The organism is Halobacillus sp. H74 (assembly GCF_052246715.1).
Taxonomy (GTDB): Bacteria; Bacillota; Bacilli; order Bacillales; family Halobacillaceae; genus Halobacillus; species Halobacillus litoralis_A.
This window is the reverse complement of the sequence record NZ_JBQQCI010000002.1, coordinates 132,910-150,388: the sequence shown is the minus strand read 5'-3', so window position 1 is coordinate 150,388 and position 17,479 is coordinate 132,910. Positions and strand designations below refer to the sequence as shown.

General features: G+C 42.3%; 19 protein-coding genes. All 19 read right to left on the bottom strand.

The window, feature by feature from the left end; all coding sequences use genetic code 11:
• Positions 1 to 58: 58 nt before the first annotated feature.
• Positions 59 to 616 carry a ribosome recycling factor gene (gene frr, locus ACTWPX_RS03995; RefSeq protein ID WP_128522734.1) on the bottom strand — a complete coding sequence of 186 codons (558 nt, stop codon included), beginning with the start codon at positions 614 to 616 and terminating at the stop codon, positions 59 to 61.
• Between the two features lie 2 nt (positions 617 to 618).
• Entirely contained in the window at positions 619 to 1,341 is a 723-nt protein-coding gene (pyrH, locus tag ACTWPX_RS03990; RefSeq protein ID WP_443118604.1) for a UMP kinase, read from the bottom strand.
• A 122-nt stretch (positions 1,342 to 1,463) separates the two neighbouring features.
• A complete protein-coding gene (gene tsf / locus ACTWPX_RS03985; RefSeq protein ID WP_443118603.1) occupies positions 1,464 to 2,348 on the bottom strand; it encodes a translation elongation factor Ts in 885 nt (294 codons plus the stop codon).
• Between the two features lie 141 nt (positions 2,349 to 2,489).
• Complete coding sequence (rpsB, locus tag ACTWPX_RS03980) at positions 2,490 to 3,227, bottom strand: 30S ribosomal protein S2 (RefSeq protein ID WP_128522737.1); 738 nt, start codon at positions 3,225 to 3,227, stop codon at positions 2,490 to 2,492.
• A gap of 148 nt (positions 3,228 to 3,375) precedes the next feature.
• Positions 3,376 to 3,849 carry a DUF6115 domain-containing protein gene (locus tag ACTWPX_RS03975; protein WP_443118602.1) on the bottom strand — a complete coding sequence of 158 codons (474 nt, stop codon included), beginning with the start codon at positions 3,847 to 3,849 and terminating at the stop codon, positions 3,376 to 3,378.
• 246 nt (positions 3,850 to 4,095) lie between these two features.
• Positions 4,096 to 5,454, bottom strand: coding sequence for a DUF342 domain-containing protein (locus tag ACTWPX_RS03970; RefSeq protein WP_443118601.1), 1,359 nt, complete (start codon positions 5,452 to 5,454; stop codon positions 4,096 to 4,098).
• 15 nt (positions 5,455 to 5,469) lie between these two features.
• Positions 5,470 to 6,246, bottom strand: coding sequence for a FliA/WhiG family RNA polymerase sigma factor (locus tag ACTWPX_RS03965; protein ID WP_443118991.1), 777 nt, complete (start codon positions 6,244 to 6,246; stop codon positions 5,470 to 5,472).
• 46 nt (positions 6,247 to 6,292) lie between these two features.
• Positions 6,293 to 6,610, bottom strand: a complete 318-nt coding sequence (locus ACTWPX_RS03960; RefSeq protein WP_443118600.1) for a hypothetical protein — start codon at positions 6,608 to 6,610, stop codon at positions 6,293 to 6,295.
• Positions 6,610 to 7,107, bottom strand: coding sequence for a chemotaxis protein CheD (locus ACTWPX_RS03955; protein ID WP_443118599.1), 498 nt, complete (start codon positions 7,105 to 7,107; stop codon positions 6,610 to 6,612). The genes ACTWPX_RS03960 and ACTWPX_RS03955 overlap by 1 nt, the downstream gene beginning before the upstream one ends.
• Complete coding sequence (locus ACTWPX_RS03950) at positions 7,100 to 7,750, bottom strand: chemotaxis protein CheC (protein ID WP_443118598.1); 651 nt, start codon at positions 7,748 to 7,750, stop codon at positions 7,100 to 7,102. Before ACTWPX_RS03950 ends, ACTWPX_RS03955 begins: the two co-directional genes overlap by 8 nt.
• Positions 7,743 to 8,213, bottom strand: coding sequence for a chemotaxis protein CheW (locus tag ACTWPX_RS03945; RefSeq protein WP_443118597.1), 471 nt, complete (start codon positions 8,211 to 8,213; stop codon positions 7,743 to 7,745). Before ACTWPX_RS03945 ends, ACTWPX_RS03950 begins: the two co-directional genes overlap by 8 nt.
• 15 nt (positions 8,214 to 8,228) lie before the next feature.
• A complete protein-coding gene (locus tag ACTWPX_RS03940) occupies positions 8,229 to 10,262 on the bottom strand; it encodes a chemotaxis protein CheW (protein ID WP_443118596.1) in 2,034 nt (677 codons plus the stop codon).
• Positions 10,263 to 10,267: 5 nt separating this feature from the next.
• The gene (locus tag ACTWPX_RS03935) at positions 10,268 to 11,320 is read right to left on the bottom strand and encodes a protein-glutamate methylesterase/protein-glutamine glutaminase (RefSeq protein ID WP_443118595.1); all 1,053 of its coding nucleotides are present in this window, start codon (positions 11,318 to 11,320) and stop codon (positions 10,268 to 10,270) included.
• Positions 11,321 to 11,324: 4 nt separating this feature from the next.
• On the bottom strand, positions 11,325 to 12,182 hold the full coding sequence (locus ACTWPX_RS03930) for a MinD/ParA family protein (protein WP_443118594.1): 858 nt from the start codon (positions 12,180 to 12,182) through the stop codon (positions 11,325 to 11,327).
• A complete protein-coding gene (gene flhF / locus ACTWPX_RS03925; RefSeq protein ID WP_443118593.1) occupies positions 12,166 to 13,278 on the bottom strand; it encodes a flagellar biosynthesis protein FlhF in 1,113 nt (370 codons plus the stop codon). Before flhF ends, ACTWPX_RS03930 begins: the two co-directional genes overlap by 17 nt.
• Positions 13,275 to 15,308 carry a flagellar biosynthesis protein FlhA gene (gene flhA, locus ACTWPX_RS03920; protein WP_443118592.1) on the bottom strand — a complete coding sequence of 678 codons (2,034 nt, stop codon included), beginning with the start codon at positions 15,306 to 15,308 and terminating at the stop codon, positions 13,275 to 13,277. The genes flhF and flhA overlap by 4 nt, the downstream gene beginning before the upstream one ends.
• A gap of 18 nt (positions 15,309 to 15,326) precedes the next feature.
• Positions 15,327 to 16,412 carry a flagellar biosynthesis protein FlhB gene (gene flhB, locus ACTWPX_RS03915; RefSeq protein WP_443118591.1) on the bottom strand — a complete coding sequence of 362 codons (1,086 nt, stop codon included), beginning with the start codon at positions 16,410 to 16,412 and terminating at the stop codon, positions 15,327 to 15,329.
• Positions 16,413 to 16,414: 2 nt separating this feature from the next.
• Complete coding sequence (fliR, locus tag ACTWPX_RS03910; protein ID WP_443118590.1) at positions 16,415 to 17,194, bottom strand: flagellar biosynthetic protein FliR; 780 nt, start codon at positions 17,192 to 17,194, stop codon at positions 16,415 to 16,417.
• Between the two features lie 3 nt (positions 17,195 to 17,197).
• Positions 17,198 to 17,467, bottom strand: a complete 270-nt coding sequence (gene fliQ, locus ACTWPX_RS03905; protein ID WP_443118589.1) for a flagellar biosynthesis protein FliQ — start codon at positions 17,465 to 17,467, stop codon at positions 17,198 to 17,200.
• Positions 17,468 to 17,479: the final 12 nt, after the last annotated feature.

The following is a 17,479-nucleotide window of genomic DNA, read 5'->3' as shown; positions in this document are numbered from 1 at the left end:
CTGCCAAACATCTACAGCGCGGCTCATACACCTTATGGCATATTTAGAATGAAGAAACTTAAACTTCCATAATTTCTTCTTCTTTAGTTTTAGATAGTTGATCGATCTTATCTACGTTCTGATCTGTGACTTTCTGAACATCATCTTGGAAAGAACGAAGATCGTCTTCTGTCAAGTCTCCGTCTTTCTCCATTTTCTTCAAACGGTCATTGGATTCACGACGAATGTTACGGACCTGTACTTTCGCTTCTTCGGAGTACTTCCCGACTACTTTCGCAAGATCTTTACGGCGTTCTTCTGTCAGTGCTGGGATATTAATGCGAACAACATTACCATCACTGGAAGGAGACAAACCAAGATCAGCTTTTTGAATCGCTTTTTCGATTTCAGCAATCGCTGACTTATCATATGGTGTAATGACAAGTAAACGAGGCTCAGGTGCGGATACTTGTGCGAGTTGCTTCATTGGAGTCGCAGCACCATAATAATCCACATAAACGTTATCGAGAATAGCAGGATTTGCACGACCTGCTCTTACTGTAGCAAGCTGACGAGAGAAAGCTTGTACAGCTTGTTCCATTTGTTGTTTCGTTTCATTAATCACGGCTTCAGACATGATTATTTCCCCCTTACAATGGTTCCAATATTTTCGCCCATTACGGCCTTCTTGATATTTCCGTCTTCTGTAATAGAGAATACCAATAAATCGATATCGTTGTCCATACATAACGATGATGCTGTAGAATCCATAACTCCTAAACCTTCGTTAAGAACATCCATGTAGGAAAGTTCATCGTATTTCACTGCAGCTTCATTGATTTTCGGGTCGTCCGTATAGACTCCATCCACATTGTTTTTTGCCATCAGAATGACATCAGCTTCTACTTCAGCTGCTCTGAGAGCTGCGGTTGTGTCTGTCGAGAAGTACGGGTTACCTGTACCTGCGGCGAAAATCACCACCCGTTTCTTCTCTAAATGACGGATCGCTTTTCTCCGAATATATGGTTCCGCTACTTGTCTCATTTCGATAGAAGTTTGGACACGGGTTGGGATACCTACGTTTTCCAGGCTGTCTTGAAGGGCCAGAGAATTCATGACAGTCGCGAGCATTCCCATATAGTCAGCATTGGCGCGGTCCATGCCCATTTCAGCTCCGACTTTTCCACGCCATATGTTCCCGCCGCCAACTACGACTGCGACCTCTACCCCAAGTTCAGCTACTTCCTTGACTTGACGAGAGACTGATTTGATAATGCTGGGCTCCAATCCGAATCCAGCTTCCCCACTCAAAGCCTCTCCACTTAGTTTCAATACAATCCGACGATAGCGAGCAGTTGTCATAGTAACCTCCCGTGTGTTTTGCTATTCTTATATTTGCTTTTTTTGCTCATAGGGTGCTATGCAACTATGTAGCATTTTTGAAAATAGGGAACACCGACAGTGTCCCCTATTCTTTACTATCATTATTTTTTAACTTGGTTCATCACTTCATCAGCAAAGTTTTCTTCGCGTTTCTCCATACCTTCGCCAACTTCGAAACGTTCGAAACCAGTGATTTTACCACCGGCAGAAGCTACGAATTGCTTAACCTTCTGGTCTGGATCTTTAACGAAACTTTGGTCTAATAAGCAAATCTCTTCGAAGAATTTGTTCAAACGACCTTCTACCATTTTCTCTACGATGTTTTCAGGCTTGCCTTCATTCATCGCTTGAGTCTTCAGCATTTCGCGCTCACTGTTCGCCTCTTCTTCAGGAATCTCATCGCGAGAAACATAACGAGGGTTCACTGCCGCTACGTGCATGGCAATGTCTTTCGCAGCTGTTTCGTCAGTGGAACCTTCAAGGACAGTAAGAACACCAATGTTCCCACCCATGTGAAGGTAAGCACCAAACGCGTCATTATCCGTTTTCTCTTTGATGACAAAACGACGAAGAGAAAGTTTCTCACCGATTTTTGCTACACGATCAGTAATGTAGCTGCTAAGTACTTCTCCATCACCATGAAGTTTTTGTTCAAGAGCTTCTTCGACTGTTGCAGGCTTTTGAGATACCAGGTGTTGGCCTAGATCTTTTAAAAGTTGTTTGAACGTGTCGTTTTTCGTTACGAAGTCTGTTTCACAGTTCACTTCGAAAAGGACAGCCGTGTTACCGGAAATTTCAATAGCAGCAGAACCTTCAGCAGCAATACGATCTGCTTTTTTCTGTGCTTTAGAGATACCTTTTTCGCGCAACCATTCGATTGCTTTGTCCATGTCACCATCGTTTTCAGTCAGTGCTTTTTTACAGTCCATCATTCCAGCACCTGTTTTTCCACGAAGTTCTTTTACCATTTTTGCATTTATAGCCATTGTAATGCCTCCTTATTAATATACAAGTGAGAATAGCGCGAGCCTCCTACCGAATTTGGTTACGGCAGAGCTGAATGATAAAGGAAATATCCTTTAAAAAAGGTGATAAAGGTATACCCCCTTATCACCTTTAGACCCTTCTTACTCTTGAGCAGCTTCTACTGCAGCTTCTGTTTCTTCAGTTGTTTCTGTTTCTTCCCCTTGTTTAGCTTCAAGTACAGCATCAGCCATTTTTGAAGTCAACAATTTAACAGCACGGATTGCGTCATCGTTCGCTGGGATGACATAATCGATTTCATCTGGATCACAGTTTGTATCAACGATACCTACAACTGGAATATTCAATTTATGAGCTTCAGCAATTGCGATACGCTCTTTACGAGGATCAATGATGAACATTGCGTCCGGAAGTTTCTTCATTTCTTTAATACCGCCAAGGAATTTCTCAAGACGATCTTTTTCTTTAAGCATATCAACTACTTCTTTTTTAGGAAGTACGTCGAAAGTACCGTCTTCATCCATACGTTCGATATCTTTCAAACGATTGATACGTTTGCGGATAGTTTCAAAGTTAGTAAGCGTTCCACCCAACCAACGTTGGTTGATATAATACATGCCGCAACGAGTTGCTTCGTCGCGCACTGTATCCTGCGCTTGTTTTTTTGTTCCTACGAAAAGAATGTTACCACCGTCAGCAGCGACATCTTTCACATAGTTGAATGCTTCATCCACCTTTTTGACAGTCTTTTGCAGGTCGATGATATAAATACCGTTACGCTCTGTGAAGATGTACTTCTTCATCTTCGGGTTCCAGCGACGGGTTTGGTGTCCAAAATGAACACCAGCTTCTAATAGCTGTTTCATAGAAATTACAGACATGATAATTCCTCCTGTTTGGTTTTTTTAGTATCCTCCGCCTCATTCATTTCCTTCTGTGAACTCTTTAATAAAAGAGCAACCTCACTGAAGAATCCAAAGGCGTGTGTATTGACACCGTCAGTAAATATACCATAAGAGTCAGGCGTGTTCAAGTTTTTTTGTTACTTTTTTGATGAAATTTGTAAAGAAGCTCAACCTCAGTTTTACCTTTATTGAGTTGCTTGGCGATCTCTTCTATAGTATAGCCCTCTTTTTTCAATTCAAAAACTTGAGAATGAATCGATGGTTGATATACTTCTCCGTCTTCAACGGGTTCCGGCGGTGTATAATCTTTACTCTCAGAGACTTCCATTGTTTCATCCGTTTCCTTAGAGCTTGATTCCATCACATGCGCTTCAGGTTCCTGCTTATCTTTTTTCTGGGTGACCCATTCCCCCATACGCCTGTTTTCTTCTTTGATTTCCATTAGATAAGAAGTAAATAGATCCTCTATTTCAGAAGCCACTTGTTTCTGTCTAAGTTCCAGTTCTTCTGCTTGCCTTACTTTTTTCATCATGGCAAACAACGCCATAACTAATACACCATCTATAATGAAACTGACAACCAATAAAAAAACAGTCATTAAATCACCCTCTCTCATTCATTTTCATAATTTATGTAATTGTGTTCTCTTCAGGATTTCTAAACAATTTCACGGTCATCTGAGGAGGGGGCACCGCTTTTAAAGAATCCTAAGTGGAAAATCAGTTAGGGAGGGGCTTGTGGTGAATCATCCAGAGCGGGGAGTCTCCGTCGGGAAGTGACTTAGTTCCCTGCCAACAACCATTCTATTGTAAAAAAATGCCATAATAAGATTTAGGCCGCCTATTTATCTATTTGCTTTAATTACGATTTCACCACTATCCAGGATCATATGAACATCTGTATGATCTACATCGACACGAAGAACATACTTTCCGAATCCTACATTAGTGAAAGCATGTATATTTTTTACTGCTTTTATATAAGCATCATCCAAATTCCCAATGGAAGAATTCATAGACTTCATTTGCTCAGCAAGTTCATAGATTTCTTCTTCATTATTCTCCAAAGAACTTCTTTGTCTTAAAGAAGTAATGCGTTCTTCAGCCGAAAGCTTACCTTGCTTGAGGCGCTTTCGTTCCAGGGATTTTCCTATTTGTAAGAGCTTTTCCTTTTGCTCCATCTTTGCTTTTAATGTTTGATTGAGCTTCATTTGCTTCTCTTCTACTTTTTTGTTCACTCCAATGTAAATGCCGGTCGGGGTATGCATACGGTTGCCTATGGATTGAGCTTCCACACGATTCCCTGCTGAGGTTGTGCCTCCTATGATATTCCCCTTTTGGCAGTATACACTGCGGTGGGCAACACACTGGCTATGTAAAGCGGAATTTTCAACAAATAAATCTTGTCCAGCTTCTACAACCGCTTGATTGATGTAGCCTATCCGAACATCCTCACCAGCGGTAACCCTTGCCTTCCCTAACCCTGAAACTCCGTCAGAAATATGAACAGAACCTCCAGCTGAAAGTTCAGCAGCTTCTACCATTCCATAAACGGTTATATCGCCTGCAGCTTTCACTTTATATCCTGTCGGGACGTTGCCTCTGATCGCAATGGAGCCGATAAAATCAAGGTTGCCTGTATGTAAATCCAAGTCTCCTCGAACTTCAAATAACGGCTGCACTTGAATCGACCGATCCTTATAACTCAACTGACCATCTATTTCCGCGTAAAAGCCTGCTTCTTTCTCATCGTAGATCGTGTTTTTTCCAGCACGTAGGTTCGGTGTTTTTCCTGGCTTCTGTTGAACGGCATCGCCGAAAACATTTTTTCCTGGCACACCTGATGTGTGAGGTTCAATACGAGCAATTCGATCTCCTTTTGAAACTGACGGAATAGCAATAATGTCTCGAAAGCTAGCCTTCTCTTCTTGATCGACTTCCATCGTCATAGGTTTGTCAAATACGATGCGTCCATTCTCTCCATCTACCGGTTCTATCCCTTTGGCGACAAGGACTTCCATCTCTGTGAGTGGTGGTTCTTCCACTAACATCCGAATGACCTCTTCTTTGATACCAAAAGTGATGCCCTCATCCTTAAGGAGATCCAAAAGCACTTGTTCTGCAACGGAGTCCACGGAGGAAAAATGAATGACAGCTTCCATCTTATCTGGTGAAACAATAACCTTATATTCTTCCTGCTGCATCAATCTTCCTCCCTTTTATACCTCCATCATACCTTTCAAAGCATGCTTAAGTTTGAATATAGCTTTTGCATGGATTTGTGAAATGCGAGACGTTGTCAATTCCATAACATGACCGATTTCTGTAAGTGTTAACTCCTCATGATAAAACAAACTGATGACGAGTTTTTCCTTTTCATTCAATTGATCGATTTCTTCTGCTAATTCCTTATAATTCTCTTGCTTAACGATTGATTCGGAGGGCGTATGTGACTGATCATCCGGGATGGAGTATCCGATTCCTTCTTTATGATCTTCATTTCCGTCTTTCGGTTTTTCCTCCATTGAAAGAACATTGGAAAATAAAGAATCTTTTACGGTTTCTTCTATTTCCTGCTGGCTCAAATTGAGCTCATCAGCGATTTCTTTGGATGTAGCCGGCCGCTGCAGCAGCTGCTCCAGTTGCTCAGCCATCTGCTCGATTTTTTTTGAGCGATCTCTTACCGATCTTGGCAGCCAATCCTCTTTTCTTAATCCATCCATGATTGAACCTCTGATCCGGAATGAGGCATAGGTGTCGAATTTCAAATCCCTTGTGCGGTCGAACTTCTTCAATGCATCATACAGGCCTAACATTCCCAGGCTTCTAACATCATCTTTACTCACACTTTTCGGGAGGTGCGCAGATATTCTCTGCACATGATAACTCACTAAATAATCATATAGTTGAACTAAATGATTCGCAGCTTCTCCATCCTGTTCCGTTGTCCATAAATCCCACCAATGTTGTTCCTGAGGAGATAAACAGCTGGCCATTGTAATCATCCCCGCTCCTTTATTCATTGAATATTTTTAACTATCCTTATTGCTGATCTTCTTTCATTAACTCTCGAATCATTTTTGAAGTTCCCTCTGCGTCGAACCCATCTGAAGATTCAGACGGCTCAGAAGAAAGAGAGTCCTGTGGATTCTCATTTAGACTATGGTCTTCTTTCCTCTTACCAACCGCAATTGCTGCCCAAACAAACCGAAACAGAAATGCTATTAAGAAAAACGAGAAAAAACATAAAGTGCCTCTTATGATCGCTGCTTCAAAGGAAGTACTTTGAAAACTAATAAAAAACACAAAAATAAAACCCAAAATCGCCCCAATGAGATTCCACAGTGCAGAACCTATCATTAAATCACACTTTCTCCACGATTTACTGTTCTGATATTTAGCTGAGTCGTCTCAGGATCGAACTCAATCGTCCTTCCACTCTTCCCGCCGACTTCTTCTGCTACGATTGGAATGTTCAGTTGAGCTAGCTTTTGTTTCACTGCTTCTACATTCCTCGGGCCGATTCTCATCATGTTACTGGAAGATGTGAATTGAAACATTTGTGCCCCGCCAGCTATCTTTGCCTGTACGCGGTAAGAGAGGGCCCCTGTGGTGGTGATCTGATTATAAAGATCATCTATGCCCGTGTCTGCATATTTCGCCCTGTTCATCGTTATTTTCTTTGCCATGGAAGAATCAGGCAGCATAATATGCAGCATTCCCCCGATCTTTTTCACCTCATCAAAAAGGATAATTCCCACACATGAGCCCAGACCGGAAGTGCGGATTCGATCAGGTGCTTTCACAATGTCCATATCCCCGATTCCAACTCTCACTAACCTTGCTACTTTACTCATGACCAGGAACTCCAAGGGAATGGAATATTTCACTATATGAATCCGGGTCAGGGAACAAGAAGAAATGGCCTTCCATCACGTCCGTCTGTGCATCTCCATCTGATAAAGATGTTTCTATGACGATTGCGTGATCACTCACTTGCGATGCTTCTATCAAACCCGTACTTAAAATCGCCCCCACCATATCTCTGGATAATGAAGGAACAGAAGGATAAAGATACAGATCGGTAAAATCACTGAGTGCCGTTAAATAGGAGCCTGAAAGGATATTCCCTAGTTCTTGCAGTGCTGAGGAAGCCAATTCAGCATCCTCTTCATGGCTTTCCCCGAAATTCGTCACACCCGTAAGCAGCGCTACAAAGCGATTCGCCTGCTGAGGAGGAAGAATAAAGAACATACTCCCAGGTGCATCTCCTTCTATTCTTAAGAAAATACTGACCATTTCCCTTTCCGCTCCGCCTGCTAATTCCATGACCTCATCAAAATCCACCACCTGGACGTCTGGAACATGCATATCAACCTTGCGCCCTAATAGCTTGGATAATGAAGTAGCTGCATGCCCAGCACCGACATTACCGACTTCCTTCAATACATCCAAATGAAAAGAAGTCAATCTTCCATCAAACCTTTTTGTATTAAACATGAACCTTATTCAAAAGGTGGACATCTTCTTTGGAGAGTACCTTTTCCAAGTTTAATAGTATGAGAAGACGTTGATCCAATTTAGCTACCCCCTGGATGTATTCTGCTTCAACAGTCCCGATAACTTCAGGGGGAGGTTCAATGGTAGACTCATCAAGGTCAAGGACATCATTGGCAGCATCCACGATCAATCCGACGTTGAGACCTTGAATAGTCACTGTTATGATTCGGGTCTGTTCAGTATTATCAGTACTTTCAATCTCAAACCTTTCTCGAAGGTCAATAATCGGAGTGACCACCCCGCGCAAATTCAACACACCTTTAACGAAGGGTTTTGTGCCGGGAACACGGGTGATCGGCATCATCCTTTCAATGGAGCCGACTTGCTCAACGGGTATGGTGTATTCTTCGTCTTTGATTTGAAAGACGATTACTTTTAACATTTGCTTGTCTTGTTCAGACATCTTTCATCCCTCCCACTATTTAATCAAGGCATTGCTGTCTAGAATTAACGCGACTTGTCCATCCCCTAAGATTGTTGCTCCTGAGATCGCGAATACTCCAGAGAGGTAATCGCCAAGTGATTTCAGAACTACTTCCTGTTGTCCTATGAAGGAATTTACAACGAGGGCTGCCATTTTATCTCCCTTACGAACTATGACTACAGAGTAATAATCATCTTCTTCTAAAGTCTCAGGTACATCTAAAATATCCTTCAAGAAGGCTAGTGGTACCACTTTCCCACGGAAATCAATCACTTTCTTATTATGGGCATGCATGATCTCTTCTTTTTTAACAATTGCTGTTTCGATAATCGAAGATAACGGCACGGCATATTTTTCCTTTTGCACTTCTACGAGCATGACCGATATAATCGATAGTGTCAGTGGAAGCTGTATAGAAAATACACTGCCTTCGTCCGGTACAGAGTCAATGGATATGTTGCCTCCAAGCGATTCAATCGTATTCTTAACTACATCGAGTCCCACTCCTCTTCCTGAAACATCAGAAATGGTATCTGCTGTGGAAAAGCCGCTTTCCATGATTAGTTCAAAAACTTGAGAATCAGTCATATTGTACGCTTGTTCTTCTGTTACGACATTGTTAGTGATTGCTTTCTGCTCTACTTTATCCCGATTTATGCCACCGCCATCGTCCGAAATCTCTATAAAGACGTGGTTTCCACTATGATAGGCTTTCAATTCCAATTTTCCGGTAGGTGATTTCCCTTTGGATTCGCGCACATCAGGACTTTCTATTCCATGATCAAGAGCATTTCTTATCAAGTGGACGAGAGGGTCACCGATTTCATCGATAACTGTCCGGTCAAGTTCTGTTTCTGCACCCACAACGCTTAAGTCAATCTTCTTGTTCAAATCCCTTGAGAGCTGACGCACCATTCTCGGAAATCTATTGAATACTTGTTCGACAGGCACCATGCGCATGTTCAAAATGATACTTTGCAAATCACCTGATATTCTCGTCATACGCTCTACCGTTTCCTGCAGTTCGCTATGTTTTAATTCATTTGAAATTTGCTCCAAACGCCCTCGATCAATTACCAATTCTTCAAATAAATTCATCAGCACATCTAAGCGGTCAATATTAATTCGGATAGTTTTATTCGCTACTTGTTTGGTTTCCTTTTCTCCACTGTTTTGCTTCTGCACATCTGCCTTTGTTTCTGTTTTACTGATTGCCGTTTGTTCAGCAGATTCCGTTTCTGCCTCCCTCCCAGTTTCGACGCGGGAAGAAGTTTCAAAAACACCCACCTGAACCCGATCGATTTCTGATACTTTATTTATTCTATTTTGGATTTCTTCAGCAGACTCTCCCGTAATTAATAAAACGGTAAAGCTTGTATCGAATTCCTCATTTTCCAATTGTTCAACAGTCGGTTGCGATTGAATGACTTCACCGCATTGTTCCAGGATTTCAAAAACCATGTACACACGGGCCGCTTTCAGTAAGCAATCTTCCCTTAGAGCGACTTCCACCCGAAAATTATTTTGGCCCTGTTCAGAGGATTGCTCCAATACAGCAGAGGTGAATTCATCAATTTGAAGTTCATTTGAGGCCATTTGACGAACATCGATCGTCTCTGCGGATGGGTTAGTACTCGTTGTAGATATCTCTCCATTTTCAATCGAGTGAAGGAGCTGGACCACCTTCTCTACATTTCTTTCCCCTGTCCCCCCTTCTGCAATATCCATGACCATTGCTTCAAGGTCATCGACAGAATCAAAAACGACATCAAGTATATTTTCATCCACTGACACTTTTTCATTTCGGACAGCATCCAGCACATTTTCCATCTTATGCGTCAAATTGGATAAATCCTGATATCCCATCGTCGCGGACATACCTTTCAGTGTATGTGCAGAGCGGAATATTTCATTTACAATCGTAATGTCTTGTGGATTTTTCTCTAAAACTAACAGATGATCATTAATGGCTTGCAAATGTTCTTTGCTTTCATCGATAAAAACTTCTAAATATTGATTTATTTCCATTACTTCTACCCCCTTTTTATTTGAAGCGACTCTATGATACTTCGGCTGATATCCTTAAGTTCTCTAACTTCATCCGCCAGACCTGATTTAACGATCGCTTTGGGCATGCCGTAAACGACACAAGAGGTTTCAGCTTCAGCAATACTGTGTGTCCCCCCGGCTCGTTGTTTAAGTTCAAATAACCCTTCTGCTCCATCCGCTCCCATTCCCGTCATAACAACCGATGTAGTCGAGATGCCGTTCAATTGGGAAAGGGAGGAAAATAATCGGTTCACAGAAGGTCTGTGGCCATGAACTGGATCAGATTGATCCAGTTCAATGACTAATTCACTCTCTTTCTGACGAACGTGCATATGATACCCGCCCGGGGCAATATAAGCCGTTCCATTTAGCAACTTCTCTAAGTGCTCTGCCTCTTTCACCTGAATGCTACAAAGTTTATCAAGCCGGTCAGCCAGTGATTTTGTGAACCCTTTAGGCATATGCTGGACGACTGCAATCGGCGCGGGGAGGTCACCTGGCAGTGAAGTCAATACTTGTTGAAGTGCTCTCGGACCACCCGTGGAAGTTCCGATAGCTACAAGATTACCTTTAAGTTGATAATCATCAGGCAAAGGGACTTTTTCATGGAGGAGCGGCTGCTCACATGTGACGACATTTGCGTCACTTGCAACCAGAACTTTTTTGATGATATGACTGTCCACAGTTTCCATATCTAGTGAAATCGACCCTGAGGGTTTTTGGATGAAATCAACAGCACCAAGACTCATAGCCTTAACCGTACTTTCGGCACCCTCTTTAGTCAGACTTGATACCATGACGACAGGCTTCGGATTTTTTTTCATAATATGATCCAAAGCTTCCAAACCATCCATTATGGGCATTTCAACATCCAATGTGATGACATCAGGTTTCAGCATCTCCATCTTCTGAAGGCAATCTTTCCCATTACGGGCAGTCCCAACAACTTCGATCCGATAATCTTTATTCAAAATATCTGTCAGAATACGTCGCATGAATGCAGAGTCATCAACAATCAGTACATTAACTTTCTTCATATCGTTACCTCACAAATACTAATCTTTTTAACTTTGACATAAACGAGTCAGCTTGCCCCATCTGCACCTGCCCATTCAAATACTTTCGGACAATCTGGTCCAGCGACTTACTCGCTTTGCTGCCAGGCTGGTCTATTACGAAGGGTAACTGTTGGTTGACAGCCTTTAAAACCGCCCGGTCATCAGGGATCGTCCCAAGTGATTCAATATCCACATGGAGAAAACGTTTGACTACCATTTGTAAACGATTGAAAGTCTGTTGAGCATTCTCATTACTCAAAGAACGGTTTACTAGGACCTTGATTGGCAATTTTGGATTTTTTTTCACTAAGTGTTTAATCATTGCATAGCCATCCGTGATGGAAGTTGGTTCAGGTGTTGTTACGACAAAGGCTTCATGCGCGGCACTGATGAAATTCAAACTATCATTGGTTGCTCCAGCTCCCATATCAAATAGAATATAATCATAAATGCCGGTTAAATCTGCAAATTGTCTTTGAAAATATGAAAATTTTTCATCATCCAGTTGAAAAATTTGCGACAATCCTGAGCCTCCTGCTATGTAAGATAGGGAATTTGGCCCTGGTTCAATAATTTCATTAAATTCCAACTCCTCTTTGAATAAATCCACAAAAGAGTATTTGGGTGTCAGACCTAAAAGAATATCAACGTTCCCCATACCGATATCCAAGTCGATTAAAAGAACGCGTTTCTTTTGTTCGATCAATTTCAGGGCAAAGTTTATAGAAAAATTGGATTTGCCCACTCCCCCTTTACCACTTGCAATCGCTATCGTTTTAGCTGGGGGTGTATGTTCATTTTGCTTCATACGAGTGCGGAGCAGCTCAGCTTGATCCTTCATTCACGAATCCCTCCATGACGCTTCTCGCCATGTTCATTGCAGAAGCTTCCCTTATATCATCCGGGACGTTTTGCCCATTTGTCAGATAAGCTGCACCGACTCCATGAGTAATCATCATATTGATGGCACTTCCGATACTCGCTGTTTCATCCGCCTTCGTGAAAATCATCTGGTGAATGGGAATATCGTGAAATTGCTCGAATATCTCCTTCATATCGCTATATTTACTCGTTAAACCTAACACCAGGAAGTTGTCGGAATCCTCTTCAAAGTCAATCATTTCCTTCAACTCATGAACATAGGAAGCATCTCTGAAGTTTCGTCCAGCCGTATCGACTAAGACGAGATCATAGTCTTTCAACTTTTCTTTCGCTTCTCTGTAATCTTCTGAACTATAAGCAACCTCAAGCGGAATATCCAAAATCTTTGCATACGTTTTCAACTGATCAATAGCTGCGATTCTGTAAGTATCTGTGGTTATGAACCCCACACGTAGGTTATGATTCAAAGCAGCGTCTGCGGCAAGCTTTGCTAATGTTGTTGTTTTCCCGACTCCAGTAGGTCCGACTAAATGGACGAAAGGTTTCCTGAATGTAGGTCTTCCAAAGGGTGAACTTTTCAGTTGCTCGTATAATTCTTTTACCAGGAGACGGCCTATGGCCTTCCGATCCTCATTTTCTTGGTACTTCTCTCTGACATTTTCTATGACAAGACGAGAAATCGCATCCTCAACTTCTTGATCCCGCATGTGTTGATAAGCTTCTTGAAAAAGCGGAGCATAATCGGGTTTTTGGCTGTTTAACATTGATTTCAATTGTTGCAGTTCTCTCATGATTTCCCGGTTATCCTGCACCCCTGACTCTTTCTCCGGTACCAAATCTGGAAGCTCGTCTTCCTTTTTCTCTCTTTTCACCATTTTAGGTTCTGGAGGATCTATGGCTGCAATCACTTCCGTTCGATTTTTTTTGAACATCCCGAGAAATCCACCAGTCTTGATGACCTTCGAGTTCAATATAACCGCGTCTGCCCCTAAGTCGTCCCTTACTTTCTTCATCACTTCAGGCATTGTCCCCGCTTGGAATTTTTTAACCTTCATGCTACATTCACCACCCCTATACTCTGAACTTCCACAGTTGGTTCTAATTCGTTATAAGACAAGACGACCACTTGTGGTAAAAAGCGATCCAGTAGTTGTTTCACATACATGCGGACAGCTGGTGAGCATAGAAGAATCGCTGTCTCTTCCTGCAGTGACATTTGCTCGACTTGCTCAGCCACCGCCGTAATGATCGCTTGTTGATTATCAGGATCAAGTGCTAAGTAGCTGCCATGTTCGGTCTGTTGGATGTTTTCCGCAATGACTTTCTCCACTTTTCCGGACACAGTGATCACTTTTACGCGATGGTCTTCTTTCTTATATTGATTTGTGATCTGAGCAGATAGGGACTGCCGTGCATATTCACCTAATAACTCAGTATCGTTCGTCATCTTGGCGAAATCGGCAAGCGTTTCAAAAATAACGGGTAAATTTTTCACCGATATATTTTCACGGAGCAGCTTGGCTAAAACCTTTTGGATATCCCCTACACTGAGAGGTTCCGGTGTTACTTCTTCCACTAAAATCGGATAGGATTCTTTAAGGTGATCGATCAGCTGCTGGGTTTCTTGACGGCCTAACAGAGCGTGAGCCTGCTGCTTGATGATCTCAGTGATATGTGTCGAAACGACAGATGGCGGATCAACAACTGTATAGCCGGATAATTCCGCTTCATCCTTTTGCTCTTCTGTAATCCATTTAGCTGGAAGACCGAATGCAGGTTCTTGTGTATCAATGCCTTCGATTCCACCATCATCATCTCCAGGGCTCATTGCTAAGTAATGATCAAGGAGAAGCTCACCCTGGGCGACTTGATTACCTTTCACCTTCAAACGGTATTCATTCGGGTTCAACTGGATATTATCTCTGATACGGACGACCGGGATAACGATTCCAAGCTCGATCGCTAACTGTCTTCTGATCATGACGATCCGGTCTAACAAGTCTCCACCTTGATTCGTGTCGGCAATCGGAATCAGCGCATAGCCGAACTCAAATTCAATCGGATCCATACTGATTAAGTTAACGACATTCTCCGGTGATTTCATCTGATCACTTTCTGCTTCATCCAGCTCTTCTGGTTCGTCAAGTTCAGGTTCTGGGTCTTCTCTGGACAGCCAATAACCCCCAAACCCTAGCACACCAGCAATCAATGTGGTAAGTAAAATCGGAATCGGTGTTAAACCAAGCAAGAATATCGTTATCGCTGCAATGTAAAGCATTTTTGGGTAACGTAACAACTGGCTCGTCACATCTGAACTCAAATTACCCTGTGACGCTACTCGGGTAACGACTATTCCTGTGGCTGTCGAAATGAGCAAGGCAGGTATCTGACTGACAAGCCCATCTCCAACTGTTAAACGCATATATGTATCAATCGCTTCAGTAAAGGACATGCCCATTTGGACCATTCCTATTATCAAACCGAAAATAATGTTGATCAAAACGATGATAATACCGGCAATGGCATCTCCTTTGACGAATTTACTCGCCCCATCCATCGCACCGTAAAAGTCAGCTTCATTTCCAATTTTTTCACGCCGTTCTTTAGCCTGGTGTTCATTGATCATTCCTGCATTCAAATCAGCATCGATACTCATTTGTTTACCAGGCATCGCATCAAGGGTGAATCTTGCTGCAACTTCGGATACCCTTTCCGCACCTTTAGTGATGACTAAAAACTGTATGATGACAAGGATAACGAAAACGACAAACCCGACAAGCGGATTCCCGCCAATGACAAAGGTTCCGAATGTGGCAATGACCCCACCAGCCTCAGCTTCTGAGAGGATGGAACGAGTAGTAGAGACGTTCAATCCTAAACGGAATAATGTCAGTAATAACAAAAGGGTCGGGAATACGGCAAACTGGAGGGCTTCATCCATGTTCATAGATACCAAAATAACGATAAGCGCTAAGGTGATATTCACAAGGATAAAGAAACTAAGGAGCCACCCGGGCAAAGGTATGACAAGCATGATGATAATTAAAATCACACCGATAATTACTGATAAATCTCTCGCTGACATGAGGGCTACTCCTTTCTGTTACATTTTTTTCTCCAGTTGATAAACATAAGCCAAAACTTCAGCTACAGCTTTATAAAACTGTTCATCAATCGGTTGGTCGATTTCGGAATGCTGATAAAGAGAACGTGCCAAAGGGCGGTTTTCGACCGTCATTACATCATTGGATCTCGCTACCTCTCTAATCTTCAAAGCGAGAAAATCCACCCCTTTGGCTACGACAAAAGGAGCTTCCGACTTTGATTCCTCATATTTGATAGCAATCGCGTAGTGAGTCGGATTGGTAATGACGACATCGGCATCCGGGACTTCACTCATCATCCGGGAAGCGGACATCTGTCTTTGCTTCTCTTTGATTTTCGCTTTGATTTGAGGGTCCCCTTCCATGTTCTTATGTTCATCTTTGATGTCTTTCTTTGACATCCTTATGTTTTTTTCATGGTCATACCTTTGATATGTATAATCAAGAACCGATAGAATAAGTAAAGCCAGTGCAGATGCTAACCCCATAATCGTCGTAATGGTTCCGAAAAAGGCAAGCGCCACCTCTACCGACTTTTGAGACATCATAAGCATTTGATCTTTGTTGACCCAGATGATGGCAAATGTAATGACGCCCACCATACTTATTTTCAACAAAGATTTCAGCAGCTCAACGAGGGCCCGTGCCGAGAAAATTCTTTTAGCACCTTTGATCGGGTCCAGCTTTTTCAAATCCACTTTCAATGGTTCACCTGTAAACATGATCCCGACCTGTAAAAGATTCGAAGCAAGCCCGGCCACAATCGCTACCCCCATGATCGGCGCGATCACTTTTGTAATTTCTATCGTCATTTCTACGAACATCGAATGGGTTTGTTTCTGTGTCAGGTCACGGTGGATATATTCGCTGAAGGCCAGCTCATACATCCCTGTCATGGTCCCCTTCATATATCCACCGAGTAAAAATAAAGCTCCGAAGACTAAGAGAAGCAGAAACCCAGTATTTACATCCTGACTTTTGGGAACTTGTCCTTTTTTTCTTGTGTCCTGCCTTTTCTTTGGTGTGGCTTCTTCCGTTTTCTCATCGGCAGCAAAATACTGAAGATCCAAGTTCAAATAAAGCATAGTCATCCACCTCCGAACAATTGCATGAGTCCGCGCATCGTCTCTAACATCGTTTCAAATAAATTCTGAATCAGCATGACATAAAACGTCATCGCAATGACTAAAAGAGAAAGAGCGACGAAGATTTTCAATGGCAGACCTACCACAAAAACATTCAATTGAGGAACCGTCCGGGCGATGATGCCAAGTGCAATATCGACTAAGAATAAACAGCCTACAATAGGAGTGGCCATCAAAAAAGCAATGATGAACATTTGATTGAAGGAATGAATCACATATTCAATCCAACCTTCATCTCTGAATGGGATGAATTGATCGATTCCAACTAATTCATAACTGTAAAAAACACCATCGATCATCAAATGGTGACCATCCACTGCAAGGATGAAAAGCAATGTAATAATGTACAAATATTGCCCGATCAACGGGCTTTGTGCACCCGTTTGCGGATCTATGACATTAGCAATGGCAAAGCCCATTTGAAAATCAATGAAGCCTCCAGCGATTTGTATGGCAGACAGGATGATGTAGGCTAATAAACCAACGGCTATGCCAACAGCAGCTTCCTTGAATAATAAAAGAAAATATTCTGCGTCGATCACCAACTCTGGTGTCGGAACTGTGAAGTACATAATGCCGGCTAAGAAAAAACTGAAAGCGACTTTATGCCGTGTAGGCACAGTCTGATAAGAAAACAATGGTAAAGTGACAAAAAATGAAGTCACTCTCACCAATATAAGGAGAAAAGCAGGTAAATTCGCTAAATTGATCGAGTCGAGCATATGTTACCCCACCAATATATTCAGATTACTGAATATATTTTCTGCAAAATCTACCATGTTAGTGAGCATCCATGGACCGAAAACGATCAACCCGATCATTACGGCAACGATTTTGGGAATGAAAGCTAACGTCTGTTCCTGGATTTGAGTGGTGGCTTGAAAAATACTGACAATCAGTCCGACCGCCAAAGCCAAAATCAATAAAGGGCCAGATATGAGTAAAACAGTGTAAATTCCTTCTTTTGCGAATGATATAACCATGTTGCTGTTCATCTTGTTACCCCC

Bases quoted from the DNA above. Each gene is read 5' to 3' on its own strand.
- frr (WP_128522734.1), bottom strand. From the start codon at position 616: ATGTCTGAAGCCGTGATTAATGAAACGAAACAACAAATGGAACAAGCT.
- pyrH (WP_443118604.1), bottom strand. From the start codon at position 1,341: ATGACAACTGCTCGCTATCGTCGGATTGTATTGAAACTAAGTGGAGAG.
- tsf (WP_443118603.1), bottom strand. From the start codon at position 2,348: ATGGCTATAAATGCAAAAATGGTAAAAGAACTTCGTGGAAAAACAGGT.
- rpsB (WP_128522737.1), bottom strand. From the start codon at position 3,227: ATGTCTGTAATTTCTATGAAACAGCTATTAGAAGCTGGTGTTCATTTT.
- ACTWPX_RS03975 (WP_443118602.1), bottom strand. From the start codon at position 3,849: ATGACTGTTTTTTTATTGGTTGTCAGTTTCATTATAGATGGTGTATTA.
- ACTWPX_RS03970 (WP_443118601.1), bottom strand. From the start codon at position 5,454: ATGCAGCAGGAAGAATATAAGGTTATTGTTTCACCAGATAAGATGGAA.
- ACTWPX_RS03965 (WP_443118991.1), bottom strand. From the start codon at position 6,246: ATGGCCAGCTGTTTATCTCCTCAGGAACAACATTGGTGGGATTTATGG.
- ACTWPX_RS03960 (WP_443118600.1), bottom strand. From the start codon at position 6,610: ATGATAGGTTCTGCACTGTGGAATCTCATTGGGGCGATTTTGGGTTTT.
- ACTWPX_RS03955 (WP_443118599.1), bottom strand. From the start codon at position 7,107: ATGAGTAAAGTAGCAAGGTTAGTGAGAGTTGGAATCGGGGATATGGAC.
- ACTWPX_RS03950 (WP_443118598.1), bottom strand. From the start codon at position 7,750: ATGTTTAATACAAAAAGGTTTGATGGAAGATTGACTTCTTTTCATTTG.
- ACTWPX_RS03945 (WP_443118597.1), bottom strand. From the start codon at position 8,213: ATGTCTGAACAAGACAAGCAAATGTTAAAAGTAATCGTCTTTCAAATC.
- ACTWPX_RS03940 (WP_443118596.1), bottom strand. From the start codon at position 10,262: ATGGAAATAAATCAATATTTAGAAGTTTTTATCGATGAAAGCAAAGAA.
- ACTWPX_RS03935 (WP_443118595.1), bottom strand. From the start codon at position 11,320: ATGAAGAAAGTTAATGTACTGATTGTTGATGACTCTGCATTCATGCGA.
- ACTWPX_RS03930 (WP_443118594.1), bottom strand. From the start codon at position 12,182: ATGAAGGATCAAGCTGAGCTGCTCCGCACTCGTATGAAGCAAAATGAA.
- flhF (WP_443118593.1), bottom strand. From the start codon at position 13,278: ATGAAGGTTAAAAAATTCCAAGCGGGGACAATGCCTGAAGTGATGAAG.
- flhA (WP_443118592.1), bottom strand. From the start codon at position 15,308: ATGTCAGCGAGAGATTTATCAGTAATTATCGGTGTGATTTTAATTATC.
- flhB (WP_443118591.1), bottom strand. From the start codon at position 16,412: ATGCTTTATTTGAACTTGGATCTTCAGTATTTTGCTGCCGATGAGAAA.
- fliR (WP_443118590.1), bottom strand. From the start codon at position 17,194: ATGCTCGACTCGATCAATTTAGCGAATTTACCTGCTTTTCTCCTTATA.
- fliQ (WP_443118589.1), bottom strand. From the start codon at position 17,467: ATGAACAGCAACATGGTTATATCATTCGCAAAAGAAGGAATTTACACT.